Raw genomic sequence first — 13,461 nt, 5'->3', positions numbered from 1 at the left:
GGCGGGGCCGGTTCGTGAGCCGCCGCTAGTGCTCTCGACCGGTCCGCAGCCGAGCGGCGAGTTCCGCGCGACTGCGGACCCCGGCCTTCGCGTATACCGATTTCAGATGGTCCTGGACGGTGTTCACCGTGATGCCGCGGCGGTCCGCGATCTCGGATGTCGCGTAGCCGGCCATCACATCGGCGCACACGTCACGCTCGCGTGCGGTCACCGCATACGCCGCGAGCAGCAGTCCCGTCAGCTCGCCGTCGACGGCGGGTTCGAGGGTGACCACCGTCTGCGGTTCGTCGCCGCCGATCAAGGCCGTGGCGCGCACCAGAATCCAGCCACCTTCCGCGTCGCGCACCCGCGCCTTGAAGATCCCCGACCCGCTCGACCGCGCCCCGAACGTCGCGGCCCGCAACACCACGGTCAGCCTGCCCGGGGCGACCTCGTCGAAGCGGTCCTGCCAGCCGCGGGCAGCGGCCGTGAGCGCAATCGGATCGCCGGCGGCGTCGGTGACCACTACCGCGGGACCCTGGTCGCCGCGACCGGAGACCGCCGGGGGGTGTACGGACGCGGCCCGCGTCGCGACCGCCAAGCCGGGAGCCACGAGTGTGAGGAACTCGAGCTCACGGTCGGTGAAATCCGGCCCGGACCGCACGAATCCGGCTGCACCCCAGCACACGCCATCGACGCGAAACACGATTCGGACCTCGCTGCCCAGCCCCAGCGGCGCCCACACCGCGCCGTGGCGGAGGCTGTGCGCGACCTCGTCCGCGGGTAGGTCCGAGGCCCGCGCGACGGTTCGGCCACTGCGGGCGAGTTCGGCGAACGTGCCCGGATCGTCGCCGTTGTACTCGGATTCGGCGAGCAGCGGTTCGTACTGCTGCGGTATCCGGCTGCGCCCACTGGTCATCGAACTGATCGCGAGTGTCTCCGGGTCGAGCATCGCCCAGCACGTCAGGTCGCTGCGCACCGTCTCACCGACCAGTTCGATGGCGCGCTCGTGCAGCTGCGTGACACCGGCGCCCGATCCCGCGACCGCGAGCACCTCCCGGCGCAGCTTTTCCGCCCGGACCTCCAGCATGAACACAGTATGCGCTGGTCACAGGCACACCACCATCCCAGATTCCGGGGATGGGCAGCGGGGTGCACCGGTCCTACCGTCGCAGTATGTCCACCCACGTTCACGTAAACAGAGCAGGCGACGGCAGGCGCCTCACCGCGCCGGACGCCGACATCACGCTCCTGGTCGGCGGCGATCACACCGGCGGGGCGTACGAAGTCTTCCTCGTCGAAGCGTCCCGGACCGCACCGGACGGCCCACTGCACGCCGAGCCGTGGTCGAAGTCCTACCACGTGCTGCGCGGCCGGATACTGGTCCAGGCCGGAGACACCGGGTACGAACTCGCGGCGGGGGAAACCCTCGCCATCGAGGCGGGAACGATGAATACGTTCACGGTCCTCTCCGAGTCCGCCGGCTTCCTCCTCGTCTCCGCCGGGGCATCCCACAGCCGCTTCTTCGGTGATCTCGACGCAGTCGGCCGTGACAGGCACGCGCCGGGGGAAATGGACCGGCTGCTGCACGAGGTCTCCGAGCGGTACGGCGTCGAACTCACGGCCGGGTCGGGTGCGCCGTGACCATCGTCGCGCAGATCGCCACACTGGTCGCCGCGGGCGTGCACCTGCTGGCGTTCGTGTGGGAATCGGTCCTGTTCCGCAGGCCGTCGGTGCACGAGGGCATCTTCCGCATCCCCGGCAGCGATGTGCCCGCCGCCCATCTGTGGGCGTTCAACGTCGGCTTCTACAACCTGTTCCTCGGTTCCGGCGCCATCGCCGGCGTCGTCCTGTGGTGGGCGGGTCACGACACTCCGGGTCGCACCCTCGTCGTCTACACCTGCCTCTTCATGTTCCTGGCCGGCATCGCCCTGGCCGTGTCGGACCGGATGGCGCTCAGCCGACAGCGCGGGGACGGCGTCGTCGGCGCACTGTCGCAGAGTGTGCCCCCGCTGGTGGCCTTGATCGCGCTGGCGATCGGGTGACAACCCACGGCGTCCGATTGCCAGGAACTTCTCAGGGTCGACCGAACGGATCCTTACTCGCGGTCGGCATGATGGGAGCCATGTTCCAGGCGACCGTTCTCGCCGTCGGTGGCACCGGAGAGTCCCACCCCGATGACCACCGACGCCACGTCTCCGGACTGTTGCGTGACGTCACCGATGCCCTCGACGACCGGTTCGTGTCGCGGTGGGTCGGCTATCCGGCGTCGTACGGGCCGGTCGCCGCGGGTGGGCTCAGCTACCGGCAGAGCACCGAGGTCGGCGTCCGCCGCTTGATCGACGCCATGGAGGACGCTCCGGGACCGGTCATGCTGATCGGCTACTCGCAGGGATGCACCGTGATCCGTGAGGTGCTCGGGCAGATCGCCACCGGCGCCCTGCGCGCCGACAACCTCTCCGCGGTGGGTCTCGTCTCCGACCCCGAGCAACCCGCGGGGGTGGTGCCGGGCTGCCGCGGGCGCGGTGTCGCGGGCGACGGCGCCCCGATCCCCGACTCCGTTCCGGTCCAGTGGATCGCGCACCCGGACGACATGATCTGCAATGCCAGCGAAGACAGCTACGTCCGCGACATCGCGGACCTCACCCGGTGGATGTCGTTTCGCGCGCTGCGGACGTGGCTCGCCCAAACGTGGGAACTGATCCGCAACAACAGCTTCCAGAACGCGACCAAGACCCGCGTCAGCCCTCGGCAGTGGCGCACCGACCTGCGTCGACTGCGGACCGCGGCGATCGAGGTGCTCGGCTACCTACCGCCGCGCCTCGCCTGGCGCGGTGTGCGCGTCGTCAATGCGCGGGGCGGGCGGCACGTCGCGTACGCCAGCGAACCCCTCGATGCGAGCGGGCTCACCGGATGCCAGATCCTCGCCCAATGGCTGCAGGTGCGGGCGACGTTCGAACCGGCCCTGCCCGTCGCGGCGTAAGGGTCGCGCCGATCAGGCGTCGCTGCGCGGACGCAGCGGAGTGAGCATCCGGCGGGGTGCACGCAGGGCCACGGCGACGGCGTCGCTGCGGGGACGGACGGCCTCCCCCGGCCCGGGCGCGACCACCAGGTCCTCGGGGCCCGGGATCGTGCCGCAGTCGGGGCATCGCCCGAAACGATCGAGTTGCGTTCCGCACTCCGCGTGCGAGAACACGCGGCCCGGGTAACTGCCGGGCGACACGTACTGCTCACCCCATTGCGACAGCGCATAGATGCTCGGCCACAGCGCCTTTCCGGCCTCGGTGAGCTCGTACTCGGGATGACCGCCGTCGGCGACACGGACGAGGACACGGGCCTCGACGAGAGCGGTCAGCCGATCCGTCAGGACGGCGCGCGAGATGTCGAGATGGGCGAGCAGATCACTGAAGCGGCGGACCCCGTAGAAACAGTCGCGCAGCACGAGCATCGTCCACCGCTCACCCACCACTTCGAGGGCGCGAGCGAGGTTGCAGTTCTGCTGCGAGTACCCGGTTCCCAGTGCCACGCCCACATGCTATCGCAATTCAGTCTTGTCACCAGACCAAATTGGTTCTAAGTTCAGTCTTGTGAACAGACCAACTGCGGTTGCCCCACCGATCCGCGCACGCACACCCCGCCCGAGGACCACGCTGGCCGTCGCGTCGCTCGGGACGTTCGTCGCCCTGGTCGCGTTCTGCGCCCCGCTCGGCAACATGCCCACCGTTGCCGCGGCACTGTCGGCAGGGCCGGCAGCGCAGACGTGGATTCTCAGTTCGATGAGCGTCGGCCTCGCCGCGGTCCTACTGACTGCGGGCGCACTCGCCGACGACTACGGCAGGCGCCGGGTGTTCCACTGGGGTGCCTGGCTTCTCGCCCTGGGCGCGGTGGTCGGCGCGGTCAGTCAGGAACCCGTCCTGTTCATCGTCGGACGACTGATCCAGGGAGTGGCGGGCGCGGCACTGATCGCGGCCAGCCTCGGCGCCGTCGCACACGCCTTCACCACGCCGGCGGCAAGGGCGACGGCGAGTGGAATCTGGGGCGCGAGCGTCGGCGCCGGCATCACCGTCGGTCCGGTCCTCGCCGGCCTCCTCGACCTCGCCGGGTGGTGGCGCGGCCTGTACTGGGCACTCGCCGTCGCATCGCTCGTGATCGGACAGGTCGCGACGCGTGCGCTCGCGGAGTCACGCTCCGCCGTCCCGAAGCGGATCGACGTCCCGGGAGCGGTCACGCTGTGCGCCGCGATGGTCCTGGTGCTCGTCGCACTCGTCGAGGGCAGGCAGGGCAACCTCGCCGCCACCGTGCTCTGCGGCGTCGGCGCTGCCGTGTTCACCCTCGCCTTCGTCGCGGTCGAGCGGCGACGACCGTTCCCGATGCTCGACCTCGCGTTGTTCCGCCGACGCGACTTCCTGGCCGCCACCCTCGCGGCCCTCGCGACCGGGGCGGGCATCATCGGTCTGATGTCGTTCGCGTGCACGTTCCTGGTCAAGACGATGCACGTCAGCACGCTGGCCGCAGCCGGGGTGATCGCGCTGTGGTCGGGCACCAGCGTCGTGGCATCGCTGCTGGCGCGGACACTGCCGGCTCGGCTCGCCGGGTCACCGCAACTCGTCCTCGGACTCGCCGGTGTCGGCCTCGCGATGCTCACGATGACGGGCCTCACCCCCGACTCGTCCCTGCTGCGCCTCGTCCCGGGACTGCTACTCGCCGGCGTCGCCAGCGGGCTCCTCAACGCCGGCCTCGGCCGCCAAGCAGTCGCCAGCGTGCCCGCCGATCAGGGCGGACTCGGCAGCGGCGCCAACAACACCGCCCGCTACCTCGGCTCGTCCATCGGCGTCACCGTCGTCAGCATCATCGCTCTCGACCCGGTAGGCACCGTCGACGGCATGGTGTCGGGCTGGAACTACGCCGCCGTCACCACGGGGCTGATCTCACTCGTCGGCGCAGGGGTGGTCGGCGTGCTCGTGCGAGGAACCGCCGTCAGACGTTGAAGCGGAACTCAGCGCTGGGCGTTTGCTGGAGTTGGCGATTGTTGGCAAATCGCACCTACCTGCGAATTCGACCGTTGATAGCGTTGGCGAGCACCGACAGGCCTCGGGAGTGCTGCGTACCCGCTGCGTACCGAGCGGTGCCACACCACTGCACTCCGATCACCCGGCGATGATCCCCATCCTCCACAGTTGATCCACTACGTCGACCAGCCAAGAAGTGACCACCGGTGGAAACGGCGACCACATGCTCCAGCTATCCCCGACCAGGTGAGTGAAGGCATCCATCTCGATCTCCCTTTCGTTCGGCACCTACCCGATCCCCATCCACTCCCGGAAGCCGGGGATCGGGATGTACCAAACGTGGTCGCCGAGCTGCTGCCAGATCCACATCTGCAGTTGCATGGTTCCTCCTTCGTTGCTGTCACCGAGAAGGGCTGGTCAGTGCCAGGAGTTCCACCACAGCACGAGCGGCACAAGGAACGGGAACCAGTAACTCCAGTCCGGGCCGAATCCGATCATCGGAATACCACCTATCTCGCGGTCACCCCGACCTGTTTCGATTATCGACCTGTCGGCGTCCGTGTGGCGACGAATGCTCGACAGCACGCCCCCGTCCATCGTGCGGACGAGGGCCTTTGCCGCCTACGGCCCTTTGACCAGGAGCTGACTGTTGTTGTAGACCGTCCAGGTGTTGCCGCCAGTGGCGAGCTTGCGGTGCCGCAGGAGCAAGCTGTGTACGCCGGGCGTGAGCCCGGTCAGCACCCAGGTCTTCCGGGGCAGCATCCGCGTGGCGCTGGTCGACTTGGACTGCCAGGTTCGGGCTCTGCGCGACGCTGCCGAGGTAGAGGGTCGCGACGTACACCGTGACGCCGCCGGGGGTCTCCAGGTCCATCTCGGCCGCGACCTCGTAGGTCGTGCCGTCGACCGGCACGGTGAACGTAAACCCCATACCGGCGATGTCCGCGGCCGTCGTGCTGTCGGGCATGGTGCCCGTCGACGTCGCGCCCGCCTTGCGGAGCTTCTGGCCGTACTGGGGATGGGGGTCGCCGATCTTCCCGTGGTTGCCCGTGTGCAGCCCGTAGAAGTCGGTGCCTTCGATCCGCTCGACGTTCTTCACAGGACACCCCCGTCGGACGCGGTGACGACGTGCGGCTTTTTCATCCACGTCCGCTTCGTGTAGGCCATCCTTCATACCTCCTGTGTGTGGCTGTGCTGCTGGGGATGTCGCCGTTATCGCCTGGAGAACGACGCGACTTGCTGCGCCTGCATGAGTTGGAGCTGACGACGCATTTCCTCGAGGCTCATCGTCTGGACCTGACCGATGTTGATCGAGTTGTCGATCTTCTGCGGTGCGCCCTGCTCGACTTGGGCCTTGTCCATCTCGGCGCGCTTGTCCGCGAATCCCTTCGCGACGTCGCGTGCGGCCTGCCAGTACCGGTGCCCCGGATCGAGCAGGGTGCCCTCCATGCCGAAGATGTCCGTCGCGGCCGAGGGCACGATGTCGCCGACCTTCTCGATGAACTTCGGTCCGACCTCGGCGAGCGTTTTGTTGAACGCTGCGAAAAGGTTCCACTGGTCGTTCGTGAGAACGGCCTCTGGCTTGCCGGACTGATTGATGCCGATCGAGTTGTTCGAGAAGATCCCGCCGTTGTCGTACCAGTTGTGGTTCTCCCAGAACGCCTTTGCTGCGGTCGGGAGGCCGTACCGGTCGCGGATGTAGCGGGCGCCGGCCGCGCCCTGAATCCCTGGGTTGGGGTTCTCGTCAGGTAGGTAGGCGTCCTTCGTCGAGCCGAGGAACTGGAAGAGGCCGAACGCTCCCGAGCTTGGGTTGCGCGCGAGGGGGTTCCAGCTCGACTCCTGTCCCACGCTCGGTGCTGCGCGCAGCGCGCCGAGACAAGGTCCTCGCCGAAGACCCGTCCGAGAAGATCGCGCTCCCCCGCCGGCGCCGCGCCGATTCCGCGATGATCATCCCCACCGCAGAACAGGTCGGCGCGCTCGTCCAGGCCGCCGACGTGGACTTCGACGCGTTCGTCGGGCTCTGCGCCTACGCTGGCCTTCGACTGGGTGAAGCCGCGGCGCTACAGGTCGGCGACGTCGACTTCCTGCGTCGCGAGGTCAACGTTCGGCGTCAGGTGCAGCGAGCCAACGGCGGGGCCGTCGAGCTCCGGGCACCGAAGTACGGCTCCGAGCGCGTGATCCCCGCACCCAACGGGCTACTCGAGTTGCTGTCGCTCCACATCGCCCACTGGCGAGCTGGCACCGACCCTGCCGGTTGGATGTTCCCCGGCGAGGGCGAGCACCCCTGGCACCAGAACTCGGTCGGCTACAGATGGCGCAAGACGCGCAAAGCCGTCGGAGTCGACGATCTGCATCTCCATCACTTGCGGCACTTCTACGCGTCCGGCCTCATCGCGGCGGGCTGCGACGTCGTGACGGTGCAGAAGGCGCTGGGGCACAGCTCCCCCACCGTCACGCTGAACACCTACGCCCACCTGTGGCCGGACGCGAGCGACCGTACTCGCAACGCGGCCGAGGCACTCTTCCGGTCGTCGCTGCAGTCCGCTGCGTACCCACTGCGTACCGAGGACCCAAAACAGGGTGGTGACCAGGGGTTCTAAACGTTGAAGCGGAACTCCACCACGTCGCCGTCGGCCATGATGTAGTCCTTGCCCTCCATGCGGACCTTGCCTGCGGCCTTGGCGGCGGCCATGGATCCGGCGGCGACGAGGTCGTCGAAGGAGACGATCTCGGCCTTGATGAAGCCGCGCTCGAAGTCGGTGTGGATGACGCCGGCGGCCTGCGGGGCGGTGTCGCCCTTGTGGATGGTCCAGGCGCGGGATTCCTTGGGACCGGCGGTGAGGTAGGTCTGCAGGCCGAGGGTGTGGAAGCCGGTGCGGGCGAGTGCGTGCAGGCCGGGCTCGGACTGTCCGATGGAGTCGAGCATCTCCTGCCGGTCCTCTTCGTCCAGCTCGAGCAGCTCCTGCTCGACCTTGGCGTCGAGGAACACGGCGTCCGCGGGGGCGACGGAGGCGCGCAGTTCGGCGACCTTCGCGTCGTCGGTGAGCACGGCCTCGTCGGCGTTGAACACGTAGAGGAACGGCTTGGTGGTGAGCAGGCTCAGCTCGCGCAGCAGCGCGAAGTCCAGCTTGTCCTTCGCGCTGAACAGGGTCTTGCCCTCGTCGAGGACTTCCTGCGCCTTCAGCGCCTCCTCGTGGATGGGCTTGAGTTCCTTGTTCTTCTTCGCTTCCTTCTCCAGGCGCGGCAGGGCCTTCTCCAGCGTCTGCATGTCGGCGATGACGAGCTCGGTCTCGATCACCTCGATGTCGGATGCCGGGTCGACGCGGCCGTCGACGTGCACGACGTCGTCGTCGTTGAAGACGCGAACCACCTGGCAGATGGCGTCGGCCTCGCGGATGTTGGCGAGGAACTTGTTGCCGAGGCCGGCGCCCTCGGAGGCGCCCTTGACGATGCCGGCGATGTCGACGAACGACACCGTGGCGGGCAGGATGCGCTCGGAACCGAAGATCCGGGCGAGCTCGGACAGCCGCGGATCGGGCAGTTCGACCAGGCCGACGTTGGGTTCGATGGTCGCGAACGGGTAGTTCGCGGCCAGCACGTCGTTGTTGGTCAGCGCGTTGAACAAGGTGGACTTGCCGACGTTGGGCAGTCCGACGATTCCGAGGGTAAGGCTCACGGTCGTTGGATTCTACGGCGTCGGCGTCCGATCAACGACCATCGGCCTCACCAGCTGGAGGTATTGCTGTTCGCGACGAGGGCGATGATCAGGATGGCGTACCCGATGACGAAGACGACGATCAGCGCCACCCAGATCCACAGGGCGATCTTGCCGAGCGCCTTGGCGCGGTCGGACGCGTACTGGGCGCCCTGGTAGTCGCCCATCGCCCACTTCGGGTACACGTCGTGGACGTGGTTGAACGCGGCGAATGCGAGCGGCCAGAAGAAGAGGACGGCGGCCACCGCCCACCCGGCGTTCGAGGGCGGCAGCGGCGGTGGGCCGTACTGGCCCGGGTACGCCTGCGACTGCGTCGGCTGCTGTTGCGTGGGGTACTGGTAGCCGTACGCACCCGTGTCGCCGGGCTTCGGCGGCACCGGATTGCTCGACGATTCCGGATTGCTCGGTGACTCCGACATGACATCCCCCTGTCGTGGCAGCTGACCTCGTGCGTCCACTATCCCACCTGCCTCCCCATGTGAGTGGGAAAGTGCGCCGGAGTACGCGTCGGCACTCACGTGAGGTTCTAGTCTCAGCGAGTGACCCGCTGGTTGATCGTCCTCGCGATATGGATCCTCGGACTGGGCGCGCTCGCCGTGACCCTCGGCGTAGCCACCGGGTGGTGGTTCGCCGCGGTCGTCCTCCTCGCACTCGCAGCCCTCGGGACATGGGATCTGCTGCAACGGCGGCACAGCATTCTGCGGAACTACCCGGTGCTGGGGCACGCACGGTTCCTGCTCGAGAAGATCCGCCCCGAGATCCAGCAGTACTTCGTCGAATCGTCCACGGATGGAACGCCCTTCGACCGCGACACCCGCGACCTCGTCTACGAGCGCGCCAAGGGCACCCTCGCCGAGGAGCCGTTCGGCACCGAGCGGGACGTGCACGCCGTCGGCTACGAGTTCATGGCCCATTCGCTGCGCGCCCGGATGGCACCGCCCGAGCCGCCGACCGTCCGCATCGGCGGCCCCGACTGCGAACGGCCCTACGACATCGCGCTTCTCAACGTGTCGGCGATGAGCTTCGGCTCGCTCTCCGCGAACGCCATCGAAGCCCTCAACGCCGGGGCCGCGCGCGGCGGGTTCGCGCACGACACCGGCGAGGGCGCGATCAGCCCGTACCACCGCAAGCACGGCGGCGACCTGATCTGGGAGATCGCGTCCGGCTACTTCGGCTGCCGGACGAACGACGGCCACTTCGATCCCGGCAAGTTCACCGAACATGCGGCCTCAGAGCAGGTGAAGGCGATTTCGATCAAGCTGTCGCAGGGCGCGAAACCCGGGCTCGGCGGTGTGCTGCCCGGGGCGAAGGTGTCGCGGGAGATTGCCGAGACGCGCGGCGTGCCGGTCGGGAAGACGGTGATCTCCCCGCCCTCGCACACCGCGTTCTCCACCCCGAACGAGCTGATCGACTTCATCGTCACCCTGCGAAAGCTCTCCGGCGGCAAACCCGTCGGGTTCAAATTGTGCGTCGGATCGCGCACCGAGTTCCTCGGCATCTGCAAGGCGATGCTCGAACGCGACGTCACCCCGGACTTCGTCATCGTCGACGGCTCCGAGGGCGGAACCGGTGCAGGCCCAGTGGAATTCGAGGACAACATGGGCATGCCCCTCACCGAGGGGCTGATGCTCGTGCACAACGCGCTGACCGGCGCCGGACTGCGGAACCGCATCAAGATCGGCGCGTCCGGTAAGGTCGCCAGCGCATCCGACATCGTCAAACGGATCATCCAGGGCGCCGACTTCACCCTGGCCGCCCGCGCGATGATGTTCGCCGTCGGGTGCATCCAGGCGCAGATGTGCCACACCAACCGCTGCCCCGTCGGGGTGACGACGCAGGACCCGGCGCGGACCCGCGCGCTCGACGTCCCCGACAAGGCGGCCAGGGTGTTCCGGTTCCAGAAGTCGACGGTGGCCGGCGCCCAGCAGATGGTGGCATCGATGGGTCTCGACAGCTTCGACCAACTGACGCCGTCGATGCTCAACCGCCGGATCGACGGCGTCGCCACGCGCACCTACGCGGAACTGTACGAGTGGCTGATGCCCGGCGAACTGCTCGAGGATCCGCCGTCGGATTGGCTCACCGACTGGATCGACGCCGATTCGTCTCGCTTCTGACGTCGTTTTTTCGTCGAACCGAACGTCGGCACAATAGGGTGACGGGGGCCACAAAAGATGTGGCATCTGTCGACGGCGTCACCCCTGGCACACAATGACGACGGGGGCGCTGGGAAGGAGTTCGCGATGGCCCTGAGAGCCGCCCCCGAATCCGAGATCGAGTACCTGAAAACGGATCCGGATCTGCCAGCGGTCGGCGTCGTGGACCGCACCCCCATCTCACCGGCGGCACGGATCACGTTCGCCGTCCTCGGCCTTTTCGGTGGCATCGCCTGGGTGATGATCGCGTTCATCCGCGGCGAGAACATCAACGCCGTCTGGTTCGTGGTGGCCGCCGTCTGCACGTACCTCATCGCCTACCGCTTCTACGCGCGGCTGATCGAACGCAAACTCGTCCAGCCCCGTGACGACCGGGCCACCCCCGCCGAGATCCTGGAGAACGGCAAGGACTACATGCCGACGGACCGGCGGGTGCTGTTCGGGCACCACTTCGCCGCCATCGCCGGCGCAGGTCCCCTCGTCGGTCCCGTCCTCGCCGCGCAGATGGGCTACCTGCCCGGCACGCTGTGGATCATCATCGGAGTCGTCTTCGCCGGAGCGGTCCAGGACTTCCTCGTCCTGTGGATCTCGACGAAACGCCGCGGACGCAGCCTCGGTCAGATGGCCCGCGACGAACTCGGCCTCGTCGGCGGTGTGGCCGCCATGATCGGCGTCTTCGTCATCATGATCATCCTCATCGCAGTGCTCGCCCTCGTCGTCGTCAACGCGCTCGCGGAAAGCCCGTGGGGCGTCTTCTCGATCGCCATGACCATCCCGATCGCCCTGTTCATGGGCGTCTACCTGCGGTACCTGCGCCCGGGCAAGGTCGCGGAGGTGTCGCTGATCGGCGTCGTGCTGTTGCTCCTCGCCATCGTGTCCGGCGGCTGGGTCGCCGACACCGGTTGGGGCGCCGACTGGTTCACGCTCTCCAAGGTGACCATCGCCTGGCTGATGATCGCCTACGGTTTCGCCGCATCCGTCCTGCCCGTGTGGCTGCTGCTGGCCCCGCGCGACTACCTGTCGACGTTCATGAAGATCGGCACGATCATCCTGCTGGCCATCGGCATCCTGGTCGCGCAGCCCACCATCAAGATGCCCGACGTCACGACGTTCGCCATCCAGGGCAACGGCCCCGCGTTCGCGGGCTCCCTGTTCCCGTTCCTGTTCATCACGATCGCGTGCGGCGCGCTGTCCGGCTTCCACGCCCTCATCTCCTCCGGCACCACGCCCAAGCTGCTGGCGAAGGAAAAGCAGATGCGGCTGATCGGATACGGGGGCATGCTCACCGAGTCGTTCGTCGCGATCATGGCGCTCGTCACCGCGTGCATCATCGACCAGCACCTGTACTTCGCGCTCAACGCGCCGGCCACCCTCACCGGCGGGACCCCCGAAACGGCCGCCGCATACGTGAACGGCCTCGGACTGTCCAGCCCGAACATCAACCCCGACACCCTCTCGCAGGCCGCGGAGAACGTGGGCGAGGAGTCGATCATCTCCCGCACCGGCGGTGCCCCGACGCTCGCGTTCGGCATGTCGGAAGTGCTCAGCCAGTTCCTCGGCGGCGCCGCCCTCAAGTCGTTCTGGTATCACTTCGCGATCATGTTCGAGGCGCTGTTCATCCTCACAACCGTCGACGCAGGCACCCGTGTCGCCCGGTTCATGCTGTCGGACTCGCTCGGCAACTTCGGTGGACCCGCCCGCAAGTTCAAGGATCCGTCGTGGCGCGTCGGAGCCTGGGTGTGCTCGCTGGCCGTCGTCGGACTGTGGGGCGCCATCCTGCTCATGGGCGTCACCGACCCGCTCGGCGGCATCAACACCCTGTTTCCGCTCTTCGGCATCGCGAACCAGCTGCTCGCCGCGATCGCCCTGACGGTGGTCCTCGCCATCGTCATGAAGAGGGGTCTCTTCAAATGGGCATGGATTCCCGGCGTTCCCCTCGTCTGGGACCTGATCGTCACCATGACGGCGTCCTGGCAGAAGATCTTCTCCGGCAACACCGCCGTCGGCTACTGGTCCCAGCACGCCGCGTTCAAGGAAGCGAAGGAAGCCGGCAAGACCAGCTTCGGTTCCGCCAAGACCCCCGAGGCCATCGACGCCGTCATCCGCAACACCTTCATCCAGGGCACCCTGTCGATCGTGTTCGCCGCACTCGTCCTCGTCGTCGTGGTGGCCGGAGCGCTCGTCTGCATCAAGGCATTCCGGGCAGGTGGACTGCCGACCACCGAGTCACCCGAGCAGCCGTCGAAAATCTTCGCTCCCGCCGGGTTCGTCCCCACCGCCGCCGAGAAGGAACTCGACAAGGAATGGAACGAACTCATCGCGTCGGGCGTCGTGCGCGCACCCGGTGCTGCACACACTCACACGGACAGGGCACATCACCATGATGAATAGGGTTGTGGGGGCCGTCCGGACCGCCTGGTGGTGGACGGGGTCGCTGATGGGCGACCACGACTACAGCAGGTATGTCGAACACCTTCGCCGGAACCATCCGGACGCCGAGGTGCCGACCGAGCGCGAGTACTGGAAGGCGCGCTACGCGGACGCCGACGCGAACCCGGGCGCCCGCTGCTGCTGACCTCACCGGGCCGTCCCGGCGTCCCCCAGT

14 protein-coding genes are annotated in these 13,461 nt (G+C 67.7%); 8 read left to right on the top strand and 6 right to left on the bottom strand.

Going from position 1 to position 13,461, the window contains the following annotated elements; genetic code table 11:
• Nucleotides 1-25: 25 nt before the first annotated feature.
• Nucleotides 26-1,069 carry a helix-turn-helix transcriptional regulator gene (locus ACLIVD_RS11200; RefSeq protein ID WP_491932871.1) on the bottom strand — a complete coding sequence of 348 codons (1,044 nt, stop codon included), beginning with the start codon at nucleotides 1,067-1,069 and terminating at the stop codon, nucleotides 26-28.
• Nucleotides 1,070-1,155: 86 nt separating this feature from the next.
• Between ACLIVD_RS11200 and ACLIVD_RS11195 the strand changes: the two genes are divergently transcribed.
• The 3 genes from ACLIVD_RS11195 (at nucleotide 1,156) to ACLIVD_RS11185 (ending at nucleotide 2,962) form a co-directional block, all read left to right on the top strand.
• Nucleotides 1,156-1,623 (top strand): cupin domain-containing protein, encoded by a 468-nt coding sequence (locus ACLIVD_RS11195; RefSeq protein ID WP_283331336.1) that lies wholly within the window; start codon nucleotides 1,156-1,158, stop codon nucleotides 1,621-1,623.
• Nucleotides 1,620-2,024 (top strand): DUF1304 domain-containing protein, encoded by a 405-nt coding sequence (locus tag ACLIVD_RS11190; protein WP_283352431.1) that lies wholly within the window; start codon nucleotides 1,620-1,622, stop codon nucleotides 2,022-2,024. The genes ACLIVD_RS11195 and ACLIVD_RS11190 overlap by 4 nt, the downstream gene beginning before the upstream one ends.
• 68 nt (nucleotides 2,025-2,092) lie before the next feature.
• Entirely contained in the window at nucleotides 2,093-2,962 is an 870-nt protein-coding gene (locus tag ACLIVD_RS11185; RefSeq protein ID WP_491932479.1) for a cutinase family protein, read from the top strand.
• 12 nt (nucleotides 2,963-2,974) lie between these two features.
• Here the strand turns inward: ACLIVD_RS11185 and ACLIVD_RS11180 are convergent, their stop codons facing one another.
• Nucleotides 2,975-3,511, bottom strand: a complete 537-nt coding sequence (locus ACLIVD_RS11180; protein ID WP_283331338.1) for a winged helix-turn-helix transcriptional regulator — start codon at nucleotides 3,509-3,511, stop codon at nucleotides 2,975-2,977.
• A gap of 55 nt (nucleotides 3,512-3,566) precedes the next feature.
• On the opposite strand from ACLIVD_RS11180, the gene ACLIVD_RS11175 reads away from it, so the two are divergent.
• A complete protein-coding gene (locus ACLIVD_RS11175; RefSeq protein WP_283331339.1) occupies nucleotides 3,567-4,967 on the top strand; it encodes an MFS transporter in 1,401 nt (466 codons plus the stop codon).
• Nucleotides 4,968-5,508: 541 nt separating this feature from the next.
• On the opposite strand, the gene ACLIVD_RS11170 is transcribed toward ACLIVD_RS11175, so the two are convergent.
• Nucleotides 5,509-6,084, bottom strand: a complete 576-nt coding sequence (locus ACLIVD_RS11170; protein ID WP_491932478.1) for a hypothetical protein — start codon at nucleotides 6,082-6,084, stop codon at nucleotides 5,509-5,511.
• Between the two features lie 113 nt (nucleotides 6,085-6,197).
• Nucleotides 6,198-6,833 carry an aggregation-promoting factor C-terminal-like domain-containing protein gene (locus tag ACLIVD_RS11165; RefSeq protein ID WP_283352433.1) on the bottom strand — a complete coding sequence of 212 codons (636 nt, stop codon included), beginning with the start codon at nucleotides 6,831-6,833 and terminating at the stop codon, nucleotides 6,198-6,200.
• Nucleotides 6,834-6,838: 5 nt separating this feature from the next.
• On the opposite strand from ACLIVD_RS11165, the gene ACLIVD_RS11160 reads away from it, so the two are divergent.
• Nucleotides 6,839-7,585, top strand: a complete 747-nt coding sequence (locus tag ACLIVD_RS11160) for a tyrosine-type recombinase/integrase (RefSeq protein ID WP_283331342.1) — start codon at nucleotides 6,839-6,841, stop codon at nucleotides 7,583-7,585.
• Here ACLIVD_RS11160 and ychF read toward each other — a convergent pair.
• On the bottom strand, nucleotides 7,582-8,661 hold the full coding sequence (ychF, locus tag ACLIVD_RS11155) for a redox-regulated ATPase YchF (protein ID WP_105421424.1): 1,080 nt from the start codon (nucleotides 8,659-8,661) through the stop codon (nucleotides 7,582-7,584). The two genes, ACLIVD_RS11160 and ychF, sit on opposite strands and share 4 nt — an antisense overlap.
• Before the next feature lie 47 nt (nucleotides 8,662-8,708).
• Complete coding sequence (locus ACLIVD_RS11150) at nucleotides 8,709-9,119, bottom strand: CD225/dispanin family protein (protein WP_283331343.1); 411 nt, start codon at nucleotides 9,117-9,119, stop codon at nucleotides 8,709-8,711.
• Nucleotides 9,120-9,239: 120 nt separating this feature from the next.
• Here ACLIVD_RS11150 and ACLIVD_RS11145 point away from each other — a divergent pair, with 120 nt between their 5' ends.
• The 3 genes from ACLIVD_RS11145 (at nucleotide 9,240) to ACLIVD_RS11135 (ending at nucleotide 13,431) form a co-directional block, all read left to right on the top strand.
• Nucleotides 9,240-10,817 (top strand): FMN-binding glutamate synthase family protein, encoded by a 1,578-nt coding sequence (locus ACLIVD_RS11145; RefSeq protein WP_491932475.1) that lies wholly within the window; start codon nucleotides 9,240-9,242, stop codon nucleotides 10,815-10,817.
• A gap of 126 nt (nucleotides 10,818-10,943) precedes the next feature.
• Nucleotides 10,944-13,247: a carbon starvation CstA family protein gene (locus ACLIVD_RS11140; protein WP_283331345.1), complete on the top strand. Its 2,304-nt coding sequence runs from the start codon at nucleotides 10,944-10,946 to the stop codon at nucleotides 13,245-13,247.
• Complete coding sequence (locus ACLIVD_RS11135) at nucleotides 13,240-13,431, top strand: YbdD/YjiX family protein (protein ID WP_005239019.1); 192 nt, start codon at nucleotides 13,240-13,242, stop codon at nucleotides 13,429-13,431. The genes ACLIVD_RS11140 and ACLIVD_RS11135 overlap by 8 nt, the downstream gene beginning before the upstream one ends.
• Nucleotides 13,432-13,461: the final 30 nt, after the last annotated feature.

Source organism: Rhodococcus sp. G6(2025), assembly GCF_058628105.1.
Note: the sequence above shows the minus strand (reverse complement) of the source record. Positions and strands in the feature narration are given on the sequence as shown.

Bases quoted from the DNA above. Each gene is read 5' to 3' on its own strand.
- ACLIVD_RS11200 (WP_491932871.1), bottom strand. From the start codon at position 1,069: ATGCTGGAGGTCCGGGCGGAAAAGCTGCGCCGGGAGGTGCTCGCGGTC.
- ACLIVD_RS11195 (WP_283331336.1), top strand. From the start codon at position 1,156: ATGTCCACCCACGTTCACGTAAACAGAGCAGGCGACGGCAGGCGCCTC.
- ACLIVD_RS11185 (WP_491932479.1), top strand. From the start codon at position 2,093: ATGATGGGAGCCATGTTCCAGGCGACCGTTCTCGCCGTCGGTGGCACC.
- ACLIVD_RS11150 (WP_283331343.1), bottom strand. From the start codon at position 9,119: ATGTCGGAGTCACCGAGCAATCCGGAATCGTCGAGCAATCCGGTGCCG.
- ACLIVD_RS11140 (WP_283331345.1), top strand. From the start codon at position 10,944: ATGGCCCTGAGAGCCGCCCCCGAATCCGAGATCGAGTACCTGAAAACG.
- ACLIVD_RS11135 (WP_005239019.1), top strand. From the start codon at position 13,240: ATGAATAGGGTTGTGGGGGCCGTCCGGACCGCCTGGTGGTGGACGGGG.